This is a genomic window from Kitasatospora sp. LaBMicrA B282, assembly GCF_050325825.1.
GTDB lineage: Bacteria > Actinomycetota > Actinomycetes > Streptomycetales > Streptomycetaceae > Kitasatospora.
The window spans coordinates 1-20695 of record NZ_JBNQTI010000051.1; the positions used below are offsets into that span (position 1 = coordinate 1).

The following is a 20695-nucleotide window of genomic DNA, read 5'->3' on the forward strand; positions in this document are numbered from 1 at the left end:
CGACGGGGATCCCCGTCGGCAGCCCGCCGTTCGGTCCTACCGGCGCGTCAGGCCGCGTCAGGCCGTCTCAGACCGCGATCTGCAGCGGTGGCATCCGGTTCTCCAGCAGGATCGCCTCGTGCAGGTCGCGCAGCGCGCGGCAGGGTTCCACCCCGACCTCGTCGATCATGGTCCGCCGGGCCCGCTGGTAGACCAGCAGCGCGTCGGCCTGCCGGTCGGACCGGTGCAGCGCCACCATCAGGAACTGGTAGAAGGCCTCGCGCAACGGGTGCTCGGTGATCAGCGAGTACAGCAGCCCGACCACCTCCCGGTGCCGGTTCTGCCGCAGCTTCGCCTCGATCATCAGCTCCAGGCACTCCAGCCGGGACTCCTCGAACCGGGTGGTCAGGCCGGCCAGGATCGGCCCGCCCCCGAGCCCGCCCAGCACCGGCCCGCGGCCGAGCGCGAGCGCCGCCTCGAAGGCCAGCCCCGCCTCCTTCGGGTGCCCCTTGGTGAGCGGCTCGCGGCCCCCGGCCAGGGTCTCCTGGAAGTCCTGCAGGTCGAGTCGGTCCGGGCCGAGGCGGAGCATGTAGCCGGGCGAGCGGGTGACGATCGGCTGCTCGCCGTCGCCCAGGCCGGCGAGGAACTTGCGCAGCTGCGAGACGTAGACGTGCAGGCTCGCCTCGGCGCGCCGGGGCGGGTGGTCGGGCCACAGCTCGTCGAGCAACTGGTGGCTCGCGACGGTCTGGTCGGTGCGGGCCAGCAGGGTGCAGAGCAGCAGCTCCAGCTTGGCGGCGCTGAGCAGGAACTCCTCACCGTCGCGGACCAGGCGAGGCGGCCCCAGAAGCTCGTAACGCAAGTCGAATCCCCCTTGAGTGCTTGCGCGCCGGACAGGACGGCGGATCGGTCGGTCGGTTCAGCCCGGCAGCTGGACGGAGAGCGGGTGCCGGAACAGGTTCTGCGGGTCGTAGCGCTGCTTGATCGCCTGCAGCCGGGCGTAGTTGTCCTTGAAGTAGATGGTCGACCAGGGGATGCCCGAGGTGTTCTGGGCGGGATCGGCCAGGTCCACGTCGGGGTAGTTGATGTAGCTGCCGTCGGTGCCGGTGCCCGGCGCCGGCACCCCGCCGGTGGTCCCGTACAGCTCGGTGTAGAAGGCGCGCAGCCAGGCGATGTGCTGGTCGTCCTGGGTGGGGTCGGACCAGTAGGTGGCCAGGTAGCTGAGCATGATCGAGTCACGGTGCGGGTTCGCGGTCGCCGACGGCGCCACGGTGTTGGCGCGGCAGCCGAAGGAGAACAGGGCGAGCGCGCCCAGGCCCGAGTAGGTGTCGCTGGAGAGGTAGGTGTAGAGCGTGGTGGCCTGCGCGGCGGTGTACGGGCTGCGCAGGTAGGCGCCCTTGCCCTTGTTCCGGTTGAGCGCACCCGCCGACCCGCCGTACAGGCCGGCCAGTTGGGCGTCCAGCCAGGGCATCGGGACCTGGGTGACCTTGGAGGGGGCGCTGACGCCCGCGTTCACCGCGGCCACGAACGAGCTCATCAGGTCGGCCGCGTTCGGCAGCGTGCCGTCGATCTCGCAGACCATCGCGCACGCGCCGGCGCTGGCCTGCTCCAGGATCAGCGCGCTGAACATGCTCGCGTACGGGCTGCCGTCCGCGCTGTTGGCCGCCATCCAGGTGCCGTAGTTGGTGACCAGGGTGACGAAGTCGTTCTGGGTCAGGCCGCTCCACGGCCAGGCCACCGTGGTCACCAGGTTGGTGGCCGGCGGGGCGGGCAGCAGGGTGCCGGGGTCGGTGCCGGTGGCGTTCGGGGAACGGAACAGGTAGCGGGTCACCACGCCGTAGTTGCCGCCGCCCGCGCCGGTGTGCGCCCACCAGAGGTCCTGGTTGGGGTCGGCCGGGTCGTTGGTCGCCACCACCAGCTGGACGTTGTTCGCGGCGTCCACCGTGACCACCTCGACGCCGTAGAGGTGGTCCACGCAGAAGCCGTACTGCCGCGTCATCGAGCCGAAGCCGCCGCCCTGCACGTAGCCGCCGATGCCCACGGTCGGGCAGGTGCCGCCGGGGACCACCACGCCCCAGCCGAGCAGCAGCTGCTTGTACACGTCCTGCAGCATCGCGCCGGACTCGACGGCGAAGGCCTGGTGGGTCGGGTCGAAGTAGACGTCCTTCATCTGGGAGACGTCGATCACCGACTGCACCGCGGGCACGTCCACCAGCGCGTCCAGGCAGTGGCCGCCGCTGCGCACGGCGATCTGCCGCCCGGCCGCCACCTCCTGGGCCACGGCCGCGACCACCTGCTGCGGGGTGAACACCTGGTGGATCGTCGCGGCGGTCGAGGTGAAGCGCCGGTTCGCGCCGCGGGCGGTCAGGTAGCCGTACCGCGGGTCGGTCGGGGTGACGGTCACGGCCCCGGCCGGCGGACAGCCGAACAGGCCGCTGCTGGTGCTGGTGCTGGTGCTGGTCGTGGCGCCGGCGGCGGCGGAGCCGCTCGAGCCGGTGCTGCCGTCCGCCAGGGCCGGGCCGGCTCCGGCGGCGGCCAGCGAGACCGCGGCACCGCCGGCGGCCGAGACGGAGAGGAATCGACGACGGCTGACATGGTTCAACGTGTGTCCCACCTTGGGGTCGGCCCGGGCGGACGGCGGATCGGGAGTCGCGGCGCGTCCGGGGGCGTAGCTGTTCGAAGGGGCGCAGGTGCGCAGAGGCGCAGGTATGGAGAGGCGCAGGTACGGAGACGCCGCGTTGCGGAGACGCCGCGTTGCGGAGACGCCAAGGTGCGGAGGACCTGCGTTCGAGCTCTGTGTATCACGGTGCGCAGCGGGTACGGCGATGAGCAATCCCGGTGTGGACAGGGCCCGTTCGGGGCATGACAGCCCGCACGGGACCCGGCTCGGAACGCTGAGCAGCGGATCGATGCGCGTTGCGGTCACTCTCGGTACGGGTGCGAGGAGCGGGGCGGGCCCAGTCAAGAGCGGCTTGACCCACACTCAAGGACCGCTCGGGGACGGGCGGGTGCGGCTTGACGGTCGGCCGGCACCCGGTGCCCGGAGGCCGTTCCAGCGGCACTCTGGCGCAGCCGTGGGCCGGGCCTGGCCGCACTGCGGCCGGGCAGCGGAGCAGCCGACTAGGCTCGGCGATCAGGAGCGCCCGCGCCCGCACCGACGACCCCGAGCCAGCGCCGGGTCCGTCGGCCGAGTCCCGGGGCGCGCCCCTGTCCGCCGCCGCCCGTGACCGAGCCGGGCGCGGCCATCCGGATCCCGAGCCTGGAGGCTGACGGCCCAATGTCCGTGTCGACCGAGCAGCTGGTGGCCGACTGGCGCTACCGCGTCAGCTGGACGCCCTTGGCAGTGAACGCACATGACGGTGTCCCGGGCGACTGGCTGCTCCTGCTGCCGCCCGCCGCCGCCGTCCCGCCCGCCGCCCGGCTGGCGGACGCCTGCGCGCAGGCGCTGACCCGGGCGGGCGCGACCGTCCGCCGGGTCGAGGTCGACGGCCTCGCCCCGGAGGCGGCGCTGCCCACCGCGCAGCAGGCCGTATGGGCCGGCGGGGCGGCCCCGGCCGGGATGCTCTCCCTGCTGGGCCTGGACGAGCGCCCGCGCGCCGACCACCCGGCGGTGACCGCCGGGCTGGCGGCCACCCTGGCCCTGATCCGGTCGCTGGGCGAGGCCGCCGCGCCCGCGCCGCTCTGGTGCGTCACCAGCGGCGCGGTCTCGGTCGGCCCCGAGGACCTGCTGACCGCCCCGCTGCAGGCACAGGTCTGGGGCCTGGGCCGGGTGGCCGCCCTGGAGCACCCCGACCGCTGGGGCGGGCTGCTGGACCTGCCGGCGGCCGCCGTTTGGGACACCGGGGTGGCGGACCGGCTGCTCGGCGTGCTCGCGGGGTGCGGCGAGGACCAGGTCGCGGTCCGGGCGGAGCGGGCCTTCGCCCGCCGGGTGGCCCGTGCCGCGCCCGTCGCGGCGGGCGCGCGCAGCCGCTGGCAGCCGCGCGGCACGGTGCTGATCACCGGCGGCACCGGGGCGCTCGGCGGCGACCTGGCCCGCTGGGCGGCCGGGCACGGCGCCGAACACCTGGTGCTGACCGGCCGGCGCGGCCCCGCGGCGCCCGGTGCGGCGGAGCTGCGCGCCGAGCTGGAGCGGGCGGGGGCCCGGGTGACGGTGGCGGCCTGCGACGTGGCGGACCGCGAGGCGCTGGCCCGGGTCCTCCGGGAGGTGCCGCCCGAGCTGCCGCTGACCGCCGTGGTGCACACGGCCGGGGTCGACCGGGCCGCCGCGCTCGCCGACACCGACCTCGCGACGCTGGCCCATGCCATCACCGCCAAGGTCGCCGGCGGCGCGCACCTGGACGAACTGGTCGGCGACACCCCCCTCGACGCCTTCCTGGTCTTCTCCTCGATCGCCGGCATCTGGGGCGGCGGCGGGGGCCTGGGCGCCTACTCCGCGGCCAACGCCTACCTGGACGCGCTGGTCGCCCGGCGCCGCGGCCGCGGTCTGGCCGGCGGCGCGTTCGCCTGGGGGCCGTGGGCGGACCAGGGCATGGCCGCCGACAACCCCGAACACTCCGCCCAGCTCAACCGCCTGGGCCTGACCTCGATGCCCCCGGCCGCCGCGATGGCGGCCCTGGAGCTGTCGCTGGCCGGCACCGACCCGGACGTGGTCATCGCCGAGGTGGAGTGGGAGCGGTTCGCGCTCGCCTTCACCTACGTCCGACCCAGCCCGCTGCTGGCCGAGCTGGCGGAGTAGCGGAGTAGCGGAGCAGCGGCGGCCCGGAGCCGCCGGGCGCCTTCCCGAACAGCGAACAGCCTGCCGAACCGCAGGACCGACGAACCCTCAGGAGACCTTCCGTGACCCCGCAATCCCGGCCCGGCGTGCCCACCGTGCGCGGCGAGGTGGCCGCCGACCAGCTCGGTGTGGTGCTCCCGCACGAGCACCTCTTCGTCCGCAACCCCGAGTTCCACCAGAACTACCCGGACCTCTGGGACCACGCGGCCGGCGTCGAGCTCGCCGCGGCCCAGCTGGAGGCCGCCTACGAGCTCGGCGTGCGCACCATCGTCGACATGACCGTGCTCGGGCAGGGCCGCGACCTCGGGCTGGTCGAGCAGGTGGCCGCCCGCACCCGGGTGAACATCGTGCTCGCCACCGGCATCTACGCGATCGACGGCCTGCCGCAGATCATCCGCTACCGGGGTCCCGGCGCCCTGCTGGAGGGACCCGAGCCGGTGGTCGACCTGCTGGAGGCCGACATCCGCGACGGCATCGCCGGCAGCTCGGTGCGCGCCGCCCTGCTCAAGTTCGCCACCGAGCAGCCCGAACCCGACGCCACGGTCCGCCGGTTGGCGGATGCCGTCGCCGAGGTGCACCGGCGCACCGGCGTGCCCGTGGTGGTGCACACCGACCCGGTGAGCCGCAACGCGCTCGGCGTGCTGGAGCTGCTCACCGACCGGGGCGTACCCGCCGACCACGTGGTGCTGGCCCACGCGGGCGAGAGCGAGGACCTCGGCCACCTGCGCGAACTGGCCGCCACCGGGGCCTTCCTGGGCATCGACCGGTTCGGCATGGAAGCCCTCTTCCCGGACGCCGCGCGGGTGGCGAACGCCGTCGCGCTGGCCGAGGACGGGTACGCCGGGTCGCTGCTGCTGTCGCACGACTGCGCCTCGTTCATCGACCACGTGACGCAGGAGCAACGGGCCGCGCTGTCACCGCAGTGGAGTTACTCGCACCTGCACCTGCGGGTGCTGCCGCAGCTGCGTGCCGCCGGGGTGGACGACGCGCTGCTCGCCACCTTCTTCGAGCAGAACCCGCAGCGGCTGCTCGGTGCGATCGGGGAGGTGGCCGGTGCCGGAGCACGCTGAGCCGTGGCAGGAGCTGGAGACCGAACTGGTGGTGGACCAGCCCTTCGTGAAGGTCTGGGTCGAGCGGGTCCCGCCCGGTGGCAGCCGGCCCGCCCACACCCACCGCCACCCCTGGGTGAGCATCGTGGTCTCCGGGGCGGAGGGGGAGTCGCGCAGTCCGGACGGCGAACTCCTGGCGAAGGGCGCGGTGTCGACCGGGGACGTGCGGTTCAACGGTCCCGACCGGCTGCCCTTCAGCCACTACCTGACCAACACCTCCGACCGGACCCTGGTGATGGTCGCGGTGGAACTGAGGATGCCGGAACCGACGGGCGAACGAGGAGAGTGAGCAGACGATGAACACCATCGCCACGATCGGCGGCGGGTCCGCCGCACCCGGCGGCGGCCGCCGCACGGTGCTGGTCACCGGCGCCACCTCCGGGCTCGGGCGCGAGCTCGCCGTGAGCCTGGCCGAGCAGGGCCGGCACGTGCTGGTGCACGGCCGTGACCGGGCCCGCACCGAGGCGCTGGCCGCCGAACTGCGCGCGGCCGGCGGCGAGGCCGACCCACTGGTGGCCGACCTGTCCGCGCTGGCCGAGGTCCGGGCGCTGGCCGACCGGATCCGCGCGGAGCACGCCGAACTGCACGTCCTGATCAACAACGCCGGGATCGGCGCCGGCCCGCCGCCGCACCGCACCCGGGAGTTGAGCGCCGACGGCCACGAACTCCGGCTCGCGGTCAACTACCTGGCCCCGGCCCTGCTGGCCAGGCTGCTGGTCCCGCTGCTGGCGGCCTCCGCCCCGGCCCGGGTGGTCAACGTGGGTTCGATCGGGCAGGCCCCCGTGGACCTGCGCGACCTGCGGATGGACCACCACTACGGCGGCGCCGACGCCTACTTCCGGAGCAAGTTCGCGCTGGCGGCGTTCACCGTGGACCTGGCCGAGGAGGTCCGCGACCTCGGCATCACCGTCAACTGCCTGCACCCGGCCACCTTCATGGACACCCGCCAGGTGCGCGAGACCGGCCTGGCCCCCTGGGTGCCGGCCAGCGCCGGGGTGGCCCCGGTGTTGAACCTGGCCATCGGCCCCGCCGGCGGCTCCTACAGCGGCGAGTACTTCGACGGCAGCCGCCGCGGCCGGGCGCACGACGCGGTGTACGACGCCGTGGGTCGGGCCCGGCTGCGCGAGGTGACGCAGGCGCTGCTGGCCCCGTTCGAGGAGGGCGCGTGAGGGGCGGGGTGCTGGTGCGCGAGGCCGAGCTCTGGTTCACCGAGCTGCGGGTGCCCGAGCGGCCGCGCGGGCGGGTCCTGCTCTTCCCGCACGCCGGGTCCGGACCGCACGCGCTGGCCGGGCTCGCGGCGCTGCTGCCCGCCGACCTGGAGGTCCTCGGGGTGACGCTGCCCGGCCGCGAGCACCGCTTCGCCGAGGCCCCCGACGCCACCGACCTGGCCGAGCTGCTGACCCGGGTGCCAGCGGCGCTGGACGGGCTGCCGCCGCTGCCGCTGGTGCTCTTCGGCTGCAGCGTCGGCGCCCTGCTCGCCCTGCACACCGCCGCCCGCCTGGGGGCCGCGAACTGCGCGCACCTGGTGCTCGCCGCGCAGGTCCCCGGCGACCGCCCCCGGGCCGCGCTGCGGGCCAGGACCGAGGCGGAGCTGCTGGAGGTCTTCGGTGCGGCCGGCGACACCCCGGCGGCCGTCCTCGCCGACGCCGACCTCCGGGCCGGCCTGCTCGCCCGGCTGGCCGCCGACCTGCGCCTGGGCGAGGCGGCGGCGGCGGACTTCGCGGCGCTGCGTGTCGACCTGCCGATCACGGTCCTCGGCGGCCTGGCCGACCCGCTGGTGGACCCCGCCACCCTCCCCGAGTGGCAGCACCACACCACCGCGGCCTGCCGCGTGGTCACCCTCAGCGGCGGCCACTTCGCCTTCGGGGAACCGCGCCACGCGCCCGTGCTGCGCGCGGTGCTGACCGAGGCCACGGACCGCCTCCCGGAGCTGGTGCCGGGGTAGGGGGTGTCCTGGGCGGGCCTGGCCCGTGTTCGCCGCTGCACACCGCGCACCGCACAGCCTGACAGCCCGTTCCCCCGCGCAGCCCGACGGCCCCGCGGCCCGACAGCCCCACGCCGCCGGCGTGGGGCTGTCGGGCTGTACGGGCCGCGGGCGGGAATCCGGCAGTTGATCTAGACCCGACTCTAGGAACTAGCGTCGAGCCGTCGGTTCATCACAACGGGGAGAGAAACATGAGCGTGTGGTTGGTCACCGGAGCATCGCGCGGGCTCGGCGCGGAGATCACCCGGGCGGCCCTGGAGCGCGGGCACCGCGTGATCGCCACGGCGCGGGACGCCGCGGCGGTGCTCGAGGCGTACCCGCAGCAGCCGGACGGACTGCTGGCGGTGCAGGCGGACGTGACCGAGCCGGCGCAGCTGGCCGACGCCGTGGCGGCCGGGCTGGCCAGGTTCGGGCGGATCGACGTGGTGGTCAACAACGCCGGGTACGGCCTCGTCGGCGCGGTCGAGGAGACCTCGGACGAGGCTGCCCGGGCGCTCTTCGACGTCAACGTGTTCGGCGTGCTCAACACCCTGCGGGCGACCCTGCCGACGCTGCGCGCCCAGCGGTCCGGGCACGTCCTGACCATCGGCTCGGTGGGCGGGTTCGCCACCGCACCGGCGGTCGGGGTGTACGGCGCCTCGAAGTTCGCCCTCGAAGGCATCTCCGAGGCGCTGCACGGCGAGCTGGCTCCGCTCGGGGTCCGGGTCACGATCGTCGAGCCGGGCGGCTTCCGCACGGACTTCCTGAGCGGCTCCAGCCTGCGGACCGAGCCGGCCACCATCACCGACTACACCGCGGGCGCGGGTGCGGTGCGCGAGGCGCTGGCCCGGAACGACGGCCGCCAGCCGGGCGACCCGGTGAAGGCGGCGCACGCCATCGTCGACGTGACCGAGGCCGCCGAGCCCCCGCTGCGCCTGCAGTTGGGCGCGGACGCGGTCGACCGGGTCGAGGCCAAGCTGGACCTGGTGCGGCGGGAGCTCGACCAGTGGCGCCCGGTGGCGCTCGCCACCTCCGTCTGACGGATGCGAACGGCCGGTGGCGCTGCCCAGGTCAGGGCAGCGCCACCGGCGTGGTTGGCGGCTGTTCGGTGGTGACGCGGTCAGGCGTCGGTGCGCTCCGGCTCGACCGCCAGGTGCCGGCGCTGCCACGGGTAGTGGGGGAGGTCGAGGACGGTGCGGGGGAGGTCCGCGGCGGGGGCCGGGGTGTCGTCGGTGGTCAGGGTGACCGCCGCGGTGGGGGTGCCGGTGGCCAGCGCCGTGAGGGCGGCGCGGGCGGTGGCCGGGTCGGGGGCGGTGATCCGGGCGCGGTGCGGGTGGCGGGCGCGTCCGTGGGTGGCGGTGTAGGCGAACGCGCCGTACTGGTCGTCCGTCAGCTCGCCCAGCCGCTGCCGGTAGGCGTCGGCCAGCGCGCGCAGGGCCTGCGGGGTGCGGGCGGACAGTTCGAACCCGGTGACCGGGGCCGGCGTCGGTACCTCCACCCCGGCCTCCGGTGCCGCTCCCACGATCACCTGGGCGTTGGTGCCGCTCATCCCGAAGGAGCTGACGGCCGCGAACCGCCCGCCGTCCGTCCAGGGTTCCAGCGCGGTCGGCAGGGTGATGCCGGTGCCGGTCAGGTCGATCCGCGGGTTGAGGGTGCGGAAGTGGGTGAGCGGCGGAACGGCGCCGTGCCGCACGCAGAGCACCGCCTTGATCAGGCCGGCCATGCCCGCTGCCGACTCCAGGTGCCCCAGGTTGGCCTTGACCGAGCCGACCCGCAGCGGGGGCGAGCCGGCCTTGCGGTCCAGGCCGGCGACGATCGCCTCCATCTCGATCGGGTCGCCCAGCGCCGTGCCGGTGCCGTGCGCCTCGACCAGGCCGATGTCGTCCGCGGTCAGGCCCGCGTCCGCCAGGGCGGCCCGGAAGAGGTCGATCTGGGAGAGCACGTTGGGCGCGGTGATGCTGGCCGAGCGGCCGTCCTGGTTGACCGCCGTGCCCTGCACCACGGCGTGGATCCGGTCCCCGTCCCGTTCGGCGTCGGCCAGCCGCTTGAGCACCACCACTCCGCAGCCCTCGGAGCGGGTGAAGCCGTTGGCCGCCGCGTCGAAGGGCTTGCACCGGCCGTCGGGGGCGAGCAGCGCGGACTGGGCGATCAGCCGGGTGGAGCCCGGCGAGACGATCAGGTTGACGCCCGCGGCGAGCGCGAGGTCGCACTCGCCGCGGACCAGGGCCTGGCGGGCCAGGTGGACGGCGACCAGCGAGGACGAGCAGGAGGTGTCCACGGTCATCGACGGGCCGGTGAAGCCCAGGGTGTAGGCGACCCGCCCGGCCGCGTAGCAGTGTGCGTTGCCCACGCCCCAGAGGAAGTCGGACTCGGCGGGTCGCCAGTCGTCGTAGTCCCGGTTGGTGATGCCGACGAAGAAGCCGGTGCGCAGCGCCCCGATCCGGGGCGCGGGCAGCGCGGCGTCGTCCAGTGCCTCCCAGGCGGTCTCCAGCAGCAGGCGCTGCTGCGGGTCCAGGGCCCGGGCCTCCCGTTCGCTGATGCCGAAGAACTCCGCGTCGAAGTCCAGCACCTCGTCCAGGAAGCCGCCGTGCTGCGGCAGGCCGGCCCACCGGTCGGCGAACGGGCCCTTGCGCCGTTCCGGCAGCGGGCCGGTCAGGTCGCGGCCGGCGGCCAGGGCCTGCCAGTAGCCGTCCACGTCGGCGATGCTGCCCGGCAGGCGCAGGCCGATCCCGACCACCGCCAGCGGCTGGTCGGCCTGGGCGGCGGCCAGTTCGGCCCGCAGCCGGCGGATGGTCTCCATGGCCCGGGTGAGGGCGGGGGAGGTCGTGGTGGTCATCAGGCCGCCGTCCCGTCGGTGCCGTCGGTCCCCGCCGCCGTGGACTCCGCCAGCCGCTCCACGAGCGCCCCGGAGAGCGCGCGCACGGTGCCGTAGGTCCACAGCAGGGTGGGGGAGAGCCGCAGGCCGAAGGCCGACTCCAGCCGGTTGCGGAACTCCAGCCCCATCAGCGAGTCCAGGCCGAGGGACTTGAAGGCGCTCTCCCGGTCGATCGTCCCGGCCTCCAGGCGCAGCACCCGGCCGGCCAGTTCGCGCACCCGGCCCTCCACCAGGGCGGCCCGCTCCTCGGGGGTCGTCGCGGCGAGCCCGGCGAGGAACTCGTTGCCGCCCGCCGCCGGGCCGCCCTGCCGGGCCGCCTGCCGCAGCAGGCTCCAGCTGGCCAGGCCGGCGGTGTCCGGGTAGGAGTCGAACCACTGGCGCAGGTCCAGGTCCAGGTAGGAGACCTGCTGGAGGTCGGCCGAGCCGAGGTAGCCGTCCAGCGCCCGCCAGGCCTCCTCGGCGGTGAAGCCGCCCATGCCGCGCTCGGCCAGCCGGGAGCCGCGCAGGTCGTCGGCGGCGGCCAGGCCGATCCCGGTGAAGGGCCCCCACTGGACGCTCAGCGCGGGCAGGCCGCGCCGGCGGCGGGCCTGGGCCAGCGTGTCCAGGTAGGAGTTGGCGGCCGCGTAGGCGGCCTGCCCGGCGTTGCCGATCAGCGCCGCGGCGGAGGAGAAGAGCACGAAGAAGTCGAGCGGGTCCCCGGCGGTGGCGGCGTCCAGGTGACGGGCGCCGTCGATCTTCGGGGCCAGCACCCGCTCCAGCTGGGCGGGGGTCAGGTTGAGCACGGTGGCGTCGTCGAGCAACCCGGCCGCGTGCACCACCCCGCGCAGCGGGCCGAGCTGGGTGCGGACCAGGTCCAGCACCCCGGCCAGCGCGGCCGGATCGGCCACGTCCACCCGGTGGTGGGCGACCTGCACCCCGCGCTCGCGCAGCGCCGCGATCCGCTGCGCCGCGGCCTCGCTCGGCGCCGAGCGGCCGAGCAGGGCGAGCGCGCCCGCGCCGCGGTCCGCCAGGTGCTCGGCGAGCGAGAGGCCGAGGGCACCCAGACCGCCGGTGATCAGGTAGGCGGCGTCCGGCCGCAGCCGCCCGTCGGTGAACGGCTCGGGGCCGACCGGGGGCAGCGCACCGGGCTCGGCGGTGAGCACGAACTTGCCGATGTGCTCGCCGTGGGACATCGCCCGCAGCGCCTCGGCGGCCTCGCCGACCGGGTGGGCGGTCACCGGCAGCGGCGTGAGCCGCCCGTCCGCGACCCGCTCCCAGACCGCGGCCAGCACCCGGGCGAACCGCTCCGGCTGACGGACCATCAGGGCGATCAGGTCGACCGAGGAGAGGCTGATGCCCTTGCGGAAGGCGTCCAGCGCGATGGTCCGGGAGCCGTAGATGTCCTTCTTGCCCACCTCGACGAACCGGCCGCCCTCGGCCAGCGCCGCCAGGCCGCGCGGGATCGCCGCCCCGGTGAGCGAGTTGAGCACCACGTCGACGCCGCGGCCCCCGGTGATCCCGCGGACCTGGTCGGCCCAGGCCAGCGAGCGGGAGTCCAGCACGTGCGTCACGCCGAGCGCGGCCAGGTGCTGCCGCTTGCGCTCGCTGCCGGCGGTGGCGATCACGGTGGCGCCGAGCAGTCGGGCGATCTGCACGGCGGCCAGGCCCAGTCCGCCGGCGGCCGAGTGGATCAGCACGGTCTCGCCCGGGGCCAGCCGGGCCAGCTCGACCAGCCCGTACCAGGCGGTGGCCAGCACGGTGGGCAGCGCCGCCGCGTCCCGGTCGCTCATGGTCGCGGGGATCGGGCGGACGTGGTCGGCCCGCACGGTCAGGTGCGAGGCCAGCGCCGGCAACCCGCAGGCGACGACCCGGTCGCCCACCGCCAGGTCCGGCACCCCGTCGCCGACCGCGACCACGGTGCCCGCGCACTCGGTGCCGAGCAGGGTGGCGCCGTAGGGGTCGGGGTAGCTGCCCATGGTCTTCATCACGTCGAGGAAGTTCAGCCCGGAGGCGGTGACGGCGACCTCCACCTCGCCGGCCTGCGGCGGGCGGCGGTGCAGCGGCCGGAAGGCCAGGCCCTCCCAGAGCCCGGGCCGGTCCGGCGAGAGGCGGTAGGCCCGTTCCGGGCGCTGCCAGGCGGGCCGGCCCGCGGCGGAGCCGTCGGCAGCGCCGGCCGCGTCCTCCTCGGTGGCGGCCGAGCCGGTGACCAGTCGGCCGACCAGCCGGCGACCGGCCCGCAGCACCACCTGGTCCTCGTCGTCGAGCGCCGCCAGCTCGGCGGCGACCCCGGCGGCCCACCCGGTGCCCGGCACGGCCTCCTCGGTCTCCCCGCCGACGTCCAGCAGCAGCGGCCGCAGCTCGGGGTGTTCGCGGCGCAGCACCCGGCCGAAGCCCCAGTACAGCCCCGCGCCCGGGTCGGGCCGGTCCGCGGCCCCGGCGGCCTGCGCCTGCCGGGTGACCACCACCAGCTTCGGCGGGGTCACCAGCGCCACCCCGGCCCGGACCAGCTCGGTCAGCGTCAGCAGGCCCAGGCGCTGCGCGCCCAGCCCGTGCGCGGCGGTCGGCGCGGTGAAGACCAGCCCGGCGGGGGCCTCGCCCGCGACCGGCGGCTCGCTGCGCACCTCGGCGCCCGCGCCCAGGGCCGCGGCGAGCTCGGCCGCGTCGGGACCGTAGACCCACCAGGGGCCGCTCGGCTCCGGCAGCGCCCCGGCCGCGGCCGCCGCCCGGGGCTGCTCGACCAGGTCGAGGCGGTAGTCCCGGGACTCGTCGGCGCCGGCCACCGCGGAGTCCGCCAGCGGCTGCAGCACCAGGCCGGTCATGCTGATCAGCGGCCGCCGCTCGGCGTCGAACAGGTACAGGTCGTAGACGGTGTCGCCGCGGCGCACCGCGTGCGACCAGAGGTGGGTGACCGGCTCGGCGGGCTCCTGGTGCAGCTCGACCCGCCCGATCGACCGGGGCACCACCGTGCGCCCGTCCTCCCGCAGGGTCAGCGAGACCTGGAGGGCGGCGTCCCAGAGCGCGGGGTGCAGGCCGTGCGCGCGGGCGCCGGCCCGGCAGCGCTCCGGCAGCACGACCTCGCCCAGCGCCTCGCCCAGCGCCTCGGCCGGCGCTCCGCCCGCCGCGTCGGCGCCGGTGAACAGCCGCTGCAGCCCCTGGAAGGTGGGCCCGTAGTTCAGCCCGCGGGCGGCGCAGTCGGCGTAGAAGGCGGCCACCTGCTGCTCGGTGCCCCGGGTCAGGTGCGCCGGGAAGGCCGCCGCACCCGCCGCGGGCCGGTGCAGCGCCAGCCGGGCGGTGGCGTGGGTGGACCAGTCGGTGCCCTGGGCCGGCAGCGAGGCCAGCGTGAAGCCCGCGCCCTCGGCGATGTCCTCGCGCCACAGCACCGCGAGCCGGGCCGGGTCCTGGCCGAGCGTCAGGTTGTCGCTGAACTCGACCTCGGCGAGCGCCCCCGGCACCGCGCCGGTGCGCACCACGGCGGCGTCCACCGCCAGTGAGAGCATCGCCACCCCGGGCAGCACCACGGCCTCGTGCACCCGGTGGTCGGTCAGCCAGGGCGTGTCCTCCTGACCCAGCTCCAGCTCGCCCTGCCACAGGTCCCGCTCGGTGACCGCGGGGTTCAGCGCGAAGGCCAGGTCGCCGCCGCGCCGCCCGCCGCGCGCCGGCTGGACCCAGTAGTTCTGGCGCTGCCACGGGTAGCCCGGGGCCGGCGCGTGACCGGCCCGGGAGAGCCGGCCGAACGGCTCCAGACCGGCCACGTAGCCGCGGGCCAGCGCCAGCTCCAGGTCGGCCGGGCTGCCGGACTTGCGGCGCAGCGTGGTCAGCACCCGGGGCTGCTCGGCCCGTTCGGCGGCCAGCTCGGCGAGCGCGTTCGCCAGGATCGGGTGCGGGCTGATCTCCACCACGTGGGTGACGCCCTCGTCGAAGAGCCGTTGGACGGCGTCGGCGAACAGCACCGGGCGGCGCAGGTTCTCCGCCCAGTACGCGGCGTCCATCTCGGGGCCGGTGAACTCGGCCAGCCGGACGGTGGAGAACAGCGGGGTGCCGCCGGTGCGCGGACGCACCGGGGCCAGGGCGGTGAGCAGGTCCTGGTGCAGCTCGTCCATCTGCGGGCTGTGCGAGGCGTAGTCCACGTTGACCAGCCGGCAGAAGGTGCCCTCGGCCTCCAGCAGCTCCTTGAGCACCAGCACCGAGTCGCCGTCGCCGGACAGCACGCAGGAGCGCGGGCCGTTGTTGACGGCCAGCGAGACGCTCTCCTCGAAGCCCTCCAGCGCCTTCGCGGCGGCCTCCGGGCTCAGGTCGACGGCCAGCATCCGGCCGTGGCCCGAGGTGCGCTTGACCACGGTGCTGCGCCCCGCGACCACCAGGGCCGCGTCCTCGTAGGAGAGGATGCCGGCCACGGTGGCGGCGCTCACCTCGCCCTGACTGTGCCCGATCACCACGTCGGGCTCGACGCCCGCGGCCCGCCAGACCTCGGCGAGCGCGACCGAGACCGCCCACAGGGTGGGCTGCACCTGGTCCACCTCGGTCAGCCAGTCCTCGCCGGCCGCGCCGGTGACCACCGCGGTCAGGTCCCAGTCCACGTGCGGGGCCAGCGCCCGGGCGCAGCGGTCGATGGTGGCGGCGAAGACCGGATCGACGGCGTACAGCTCGCGGCCCATGCCGGCCCACTGCGAGCCCTGGCCCGGGAAGACGAACGCGGTCCGGCCGCGCGCCGAGGCGCGTCCGCTGACCAGGCCGTCCACCGGTTCGGCCGGGTCGGCCACGAAGGCGGCCAACTGCTCGGCGGCGCTGCCCGGGTGCTCGGCGACCAGGGCCAGCCGGGCGGCGAAGTGGTCGCGGCCGGCGCCCAGGGTGCCGGCCAGCGCGGCCAGCGGTGCCCGGTGCCCGGTCGGGGCGCCGCCGAGGTCCGCGGTCAGGGCTGCGCCGAGGTCGGCGGCCCGGCGGGCCAGCGCCGCCTCGTTCTGCGCGGAGAGCACCAGCAGCGCGGGGCCGTCCTCGGTCGCGGCCCCGTCGTCCGTGACCGCGTCGGCCGCGACCCCGGTGGGCCCGGCCGGTGCGCTCATCGCCACCACGTGGGCGTTGGTGCCGCCCCAGCCGAAGGAGTTGACGCCCATGTAGAGGTCACCGTCGGCGGGCAGCTCCAGCGGCTCGCGGACCACCGTCAGGTTGAGCTCCTCGAACGGGATCTCCGGGTTCAGCTCGGCGCTGTGCAGGCTCGGCGGCACCGTCCGGTGCTCCAGCGCGAGCAGCACCTTGACCAGGCCGGCCAGCCCGGCGGCCGGCTCCAGGTGGCCGATGTTGGTCTTCACCGAGCCGATCGGCAGGGGACCTGCGGCCCGGTCGCGCAGCTGCGCCACCGCGCGGCCGATCGCGCCGGTCTCGATCGGGTCGCCGCGGCCGGTGCCGGTGCCGTGCGCCTCGATGTAGGAGAGCTTCTCCAGCGGGACGCCCAGCTCGCCGTAGGCGCTGCGCAGCAGGTCCTCCTGGCCGGCCGGGTTGGGGGTGACCAGGCTCTCGCCGCCGCCGTCGTTGTTGACCGCGGTGCGCACGATGACGCCGCGGATCCGGTCGCCGTCGGCCAGCGCGCGCTCCAGGGTCTTCAGGCAGAGCGCCGCGACGCCCTCGCCGCGCACGAAGCCGTCGGCGGTGGCGGCGAAGGCCTGGCAGCGCCCGGTCGGCGAGAGGCCGCCGAAGTGGGTCAGGCCGATCGACACGTCGGGGGCCAGGATCAGGTTGACACCGCCGACCACCGCGGCCTCGATCTCGCCGGAGCGCAGCGCCTGGCCGGCCAGGTGCAGGGCGACCAGGGAGGAGGAGCAGCCGGTCTCCACGGTCAGGCTGGGGCCGGTCACGCCCAGGAAGTAGGAGACCCGGGCGGCGATCACGTCCAGCGCGTTGCCGAACGCGCTGTGCTGGGTGTGGCCCGCGCCGCGCTCCTTGCGCAGCGTCTCGTAGTCGTGCCAGCTGGCGCCGACGTAGACGCCGGTGCGGCTGCCGGCCAGGTCGGCGGCGCGCAGGCCGCCGTCCTCCAGGGCCCGCCAGACCGCCTCCAGCATCAGCCGGTGCTGGGGGTCGATGGCCACGGCCTCGCGCGGCGAGATGCCGAAGAAGGTCGCGTCGAAGTCCTGTACGCCGTCGAGGAAGCCGCCGACGGCCTGGACCTGGTACTCGGGGTCGAGCTGCGCGCCGGCGTCCCAGCGGTCCGCCGGTACCGGGCGGATCGCGTCGCCCCGGTCCATCATCAGCCGCCAGAACGAGTCGGTGTCGGGGGCGGCGGGAAAGCGTCCGGCCATGCCGACGACGGCGAGGAGCTGGGTCGGATCGTGCGTCACTGGAAGTCTCCTGGGCAGTAGATCTGAGGAGTCGTCGAAGCGGCCGGGGCGGGGGCGGCCGCGGTCCGGGCGGTGGAGTCCGTCCGGAGCGCGGCCGCCGGCCGGCCGTGCGTGGGGCTGGTGGGGCCTGTCGTCAACAGGCCCGGTGCGGGGGCCTGTCAGGCGACCCGGTGCGGGGCCCGGTCAGGCGGCCCGGGCGGGGACGGCGGCCCGGCGGATCCGGTCGACCATGCCGGTCAGGGTGCGCCCGGGGCCGAGTTCGACGAAGTCGAAGCCGTCCGCGGGCGCGGCGAGCTCGATCAGGTGGCGCACGCTCTGCTCCCAGAGCACCGGCTGGGTGATCTGGCGCACCAGCGCGTCGGCCACCTCCCCGGCCCGGTGCGGGCGCGCGGTGGCGTTGGCGAGCACCGGCACCCGCGGTTCGGCGAGCTCGAAGCCGGCCAGGAAGTCCGCGAACTCCTCGGCCGCCGCCCGCATGTGGCGGGAGTGGAAGGGCCCGCTGACGTTGAGCCGGATGCACCGCACCTCGGCCTCGGCGGCCGCCTCGACCAGCCGGTCGATCTCGGCGACCGGCCCGGCCAGGGCGATCTGCCCGGGCGCGTTGTGCAGCGCGACGTCCAGCTCGGTCAGCCCGAAGCGGTCCAGCAGCTCCCGCACCGCGGGCAGCTCCAGCCCCAGCACCGCGGCCATCGAACCCCCGCCGGCCCGGCCCATCAGCTCGCCGCGGCGCTGCACCAGGCGCAGCCCGGTGCCGAAGTCGAAGACCCCGGCCGCGAAGAGCGCGGTGTACTCGCCCAGGCTGTGGCCGGCCAGGTAGTCGGCCGGCACCGGGTCCTGCTCGCGGTGGGCGAGCAGCGCCAGCGCCTCCACCGTGTACAGCGCGGGCTGGGCGTACTCGGTGCGCAGCAGCGCACCGTCCGGGTTGTCCCGGCAGAGCGCCGCGATCGAGTAGCCGAGCAGCGCGTCGGCCTCGGCGGTCAGGGCCGGGAACCGGTCGAAGAGCTCCGCGCCCATGCCGGCGGCCTGGGCGCCCTGGCCGGGGAAGCCGAAGACCTTCGGCCGGGTGCTCACTTCTCCACCGCGGCGAGCATCGGGGCGTGGAAGCGGGCGCCGTCGAAGGCGCCGACCGGCACGATCGCGTCCAGCCGGGCCAGCACCTCGGCGTCCAGGGTCAGTTCGGCGGCCCGCAGGTTCTCGGCGAGCTGCGCGCGGTCCATCGCGCCCTGGATCGGCACCGTCCCGCGGGCGATGTCGAAGGCGAGCGCCAACTGGGCCGGGGTGCAGTCGAGTTCCCGGGCCAGCTCGGCGACCCGGTCGACCAGGGCGAGGTTGGCGGCCAGGCTGTCGGCGCCGAACCTGGGCAGGATGCTGCGCACGTCGTCGGCGCCGAACTCGGCCCGCCGCACGGTGCCGGTCAGCAGGCCGCGCCCGAGCGGGCCCCAGGCCACGAAGCCGATGCCCAGCTCCCGGCAGGCCGGCAGCAGTTCCCGCTCGGGCTCGCGGGTGCAGAGCGAGTACTCGGACTGCAGCGCGGCCATCGGGTGGGTGGCGTGCGCCCGGCGCAGGGTCTGCGCGTTGGCCTCGGAGATGCCCAGCAGGCGCACCTTGCCGGCCGTCACCTGCTCGGCCATCGCACCGATCGACTCCTCCACCGGCACCTCGGGGTCGACCCGGTGCAGGTAGTACAGGTCGACGTGGTCGGTGCCGAGGCGGGCCAGGCTCTCGTCGATGGCCCGGCGGATGTGCTCGGGCCGCCCGTCGATCCTGACGTTGTCGGCGGTGCGGATCAGCCCGCACTTGGTGGCGAGCACCACCCGGTCGCGATCCACCTCCGCCAGGGCCCGGCCGACGATCGCCTCGCTGCGGCCGCCGCCGTACATGTACGCGGTGTCGATGAAGTCGACGCCCGACTCGATCGCCTGACGGATCGTCAGCACCGACTCGCGCTCGTCCGAGGGGCCGTAGAACTCGGCCATTCCCATGGTGCCCAGGCCCAGGGCGGAGACCTCCAGGCCCTGGCCGAGGGTGACGCGGGGCAGTGCGTGCGCGGTCATCGGCCCTTCCTCTCCGGTGCGTTGCGGCGCGCGAGTGCGGCCTTGGCGGTGGCGGGGACCAGGGTGGCCAGCCGGGCCCGCAGCCGGCTGCGGCCCACCGGGTCGCCGGGGGTGGTCATGGTGGCGATCACGCCGTCCGGGCGGATCAGGCAGACGGCCTCCGGCGGCACCCGCAACGCTTGCTTCAGCAGCCCGGTCCGGTCGCGGACCAGCTCGCCGACCTTGCCCTGGTAGTCGGGGCGGTCGGAGAGCACCACCAGCTGCAGGGTGCGCGGATCGGGCCGCTCGGTCAGCCCGAGCGCGGCCACCAGCGGCGCCGGGTCGGCACTGACCACCAGCAGCAGGTGCCCGCCGGCGGTGAACAGGTCGTGCAGGTGGCGCTCGCCGTCCAGCGGCACGTCGGGGATCCGGGCGCCGGGGCGCAGCGGCCCGGCGCCCGGCAGGGCGAGCCGCGGCCGGCCGAGGGCCGCGTCCCGGGCCGGCAGCACCAGGTCGAGCTGCGACATCCGGCGCGGCAGGAAGCGCTCGATCAGACCGCTGCGCAGGCCCACGTCGATCGCCACGTCCCGGGCGGTGCGCTGCCAGCCCTGCAGCATCCACATCTGGGTCTGCCGGTCGGTGTCGGCGATGACCTGCTTGGCGACGTGCAGCCGCTCGGTCTCCCAGTCGTCCAGCTCGGCCTCGGTGGCGGTGCCGCGCAGGATCCCGGCGAGCCGCCAGGCCAGCGAGTGGGCGTCCTCGACCCCGGTGTTGAGGCCGAGGCCGCCGGCCGGGCTGTGGATGTGGGCGGCGTCGCCGGCCAGCAGCACCCGGCCGATCCGCAGCTGCTGGGCCTGCTTGCGGTGCACCCGGAAGATCCCGCTGCCGGTCGAGCGCACCTGCTCCAGCTTGCGCGGCGAGTGCTCGGCCACCATCTCGCGCACCGTCGCCTCGGCGTCCTCGACGTTGCGGCCCGGCGGCACGCTGCAGAACACCCGGTACAGCCCGTCGGGCAGGCCCAGCACCACGATGACGCCGGCCTTGTGCAGGACGTAGTACGACTCGTTGTGCACGTAGTCGGTGTCGTACTCGCCGTCCACCAGTACGAAGGTCTGCGGGTAGGTGCCGCCCTCGAAGGCGACGCCGGTCTGCTCGCGGACCGTGCTGTGCGCGCCGTCGCAGCCCGCCACCCAGGCGGCCCGGATGGTCCGGCCGTCCGCGAGGGTGGCCACCGCGCCGTCCTCGTCCTGGGTCAGGCCGGTCAGCTTCGCGTCGAACTCGACCGTCCCGCCGAGGCGTTCGACGGCCTCGCGGAGCAGCCGCTCGGTGCTGTTCTGCGGCAGCGACACCGCCATCGGGAACCGGGTGCCGGTCAGCGGGCGCATCGCCAGCCGGCCGAGCAGCTGGTCGCCGGTGTAGTAGCTGGACGCCACCACCTTCACGCCGCGCTCGAACACCTCCTCGCCGACGCCGAGTGCGGCCATCGCCTCCAGGGCCCGCGGCCACAGGATGACCGCCTTCGAGTGCGGATCGGCGCGCTCCGCCTGGTCGATCACCCGGACCCGGATGCCGCGCAGCAGCAGGCCGGCGGCCAGGGTCAGGCCGGTCGGGCCGGCGCCCACTACCAGGACTTCGGTCTCTTCTGCCACAACTCACC

Annotated in this window: 13 protein-coding genes; 6 read left to right on the forward strand and 7 right to left on the reverse strand. The window is 75.6% G+C overall.

Translation table 11 applies throughout. The features are described 5' to 3' along the window. Positions 1–67 precede the first annotated feature (67 nt). Together ACQRUO_RS16580 and ACQRUO_RS16585 are read right to left on the reverse strand one after the other, a co-directional pair. Entirely contained in the window at positions 68–838 is a 771-nt protein-coding gene (locus ACQRUO_RS16580; protein WP_428316688.1) for an AfsR/SARP family transcriptional regulator, read from the reverse strand. A gap of 57 nt (positions 839–895) precedes the next feature. Continuing rightward, positions 896–2578 (reverse strand): FAD-binding oxidoreductase, encoded by a 1683-nt coding sequence (locus ACQRUO_RS16585; RefSeq protein ID WP_428316689.1) that lies wholly within the window; start codon positions 2576–2578, stop codon positions 896–898. A gap of 675 nt (positions 2579–3253) precedes the next feature. Between ACQRUO_RS16585 and ACQRUO_RS16590 the strand changes: the two genes are divergently transcribed. The 6 genes from ACQRUO_RS16590 (at position 3254) to ACQRUO_RS16615 (ending at position 8862) form a co-directional block, all read left to right on the forward strand. Beyond that, positions 3254–4711 (forward strand): beta-ketoacyl reductase, encoded by a 1458-nt coding sequence (locus tag ACQRUO_RS16590; protein ID WP_428316690.1) that lies wholly within the window; start codon positions 3254–3256, stop codon positions 4709–4711. 101 nt (positions 4712–4812) lie between these two features. Beyond that, positions 4813–5820, forward strand: a complete 1008-nt coding sequence (locus tag ACQRUO_RS16595; RefSeq protein WP_428316691.1) for a phosphotriesterase family protein — start codon at positions 4813–4815, stop codon at positions 5818–5820. Next, complete coding sequence (locus tag ACQRUO_RS16600; protein ID WP_428316692.1) at positions 5804–6148, forward strand: hypothetical protein; 345 nt, start codon at positions 5804–5806, stop codon at positions 6146–6148. Before ACQRUO_RS16595 ends, ACQRUO_RS16600 begins: the two co-directional genes overlap by 17 nt. A gap of 7 nt (positions 6149–6155) precedes the next feature. After that, complete coding sequence (locus tag ACQRUO_RS16605) at positions 6156–7028, forward strand: SDR family NAD(P)-dependent oxidoreductase (RefSeq protein WP_428316693.1); 873 nt, start codon at positions 6156–6158, stop codon at positions 7026–7028. Then, entirely contained in the window at positions 7025–7804 is a 780-nt protein-coding gene (locus ACQRUO_RS16610; protein WP_428316694.1) for a thioesterase II family protein, read from the forward strand. The genes ACQRUO_RS16605 and ACQRUO_RS16610 overlap by 4 nt, the downstream gene beginning before the upstream one ends. Before the next feature lie 230 nt (positions 7805–8034). After that, positions 8035–8862, forward strand: a complete 828-nt coding sequence (locus ACQRUO_RS16615) for an oxidoreductase (protein WP_428316695.1) — start codon at positions 8035–8037, stop codon at positions 8860–8862. 80 nt (positions 8863–8942) lie between these two features. Here the strand turns inward: ACQRUO_RS16615 and ACQRUO_RS16620 are convergent, their stop codons facing one another. The 5 genes from ACQRUO_RS16620 to ACQRUO_RS16640 all read right to left on the reverse strand — a co-directional run bounded on the left by ACQRUO_RS16620 (position 8943) and on the right by ACQRUO_RS16640 (position 20687). Beyond that, entirely contained in the window at positions 8943–10658 is a 1716-nt protein-coding gene (locus tag ACQRUO_RS16620) for a beta-ketoacyl synthase N-terminal-like domain-containing protein (RefSeq protein WP_428316696.1), read from the reverse strand. After that, on the reverse strand, positions 10658–17005 hold the full coding sequence (locus ACQRUO_RS16625) for a type I polyketide synthase (protein ID WP_428316697.1): 6348 nt from the start codon (positions 17003–17005) through the stop codon (positions 10658–10660). The genes ACQRUO_RS16620 and ACQRUO_RS16625 overlap by 1 nt, the downstream gene beginning before the upstream one ends. A 183-nt stretch (positions 17006–17188) precedes the next feature. Further along, entirely contained in the window at positions 17189–18076 is an 888-nt protein-coding gene (gene fabD / locus ACQRUO_RS16630) for an ACP S-malonyltransferase (protein WP_428316698.1), read from the reverse strand. Beyond that, complete coding sequence (locus tag ACQRUO_RS16635; protein ID WP_428316699.1) at positions 18073–19059, reverse strand: aldo/keto reductase; 987 nt, start codon at positions 19057–19059, stop codon at positions 18073–18075. Before ACQRUO_RS16635 ends, fabD begins: the two co-directional genes overlap by 4 nt. Then, positions 19056–20687 carry an FAD-dependent monooxygenase gene (locus ACQRUO_RS16640; RefSeq protein ID WP_428316700.1) on the reverse strand — a complete coding sequence of 544 codons (1632 nt, stop codon included), beginning with the start codon at positions 20685–20687 and terminating at the stop codon, positions 19056–19058. The genes ACQRUO_RS16635 and ACQRUO_RS16640 overlap by 4 nt, the downstream gene beginning before the upstream one ends. Positions 20688–20695: the final 8 nt, after the last annotated feature.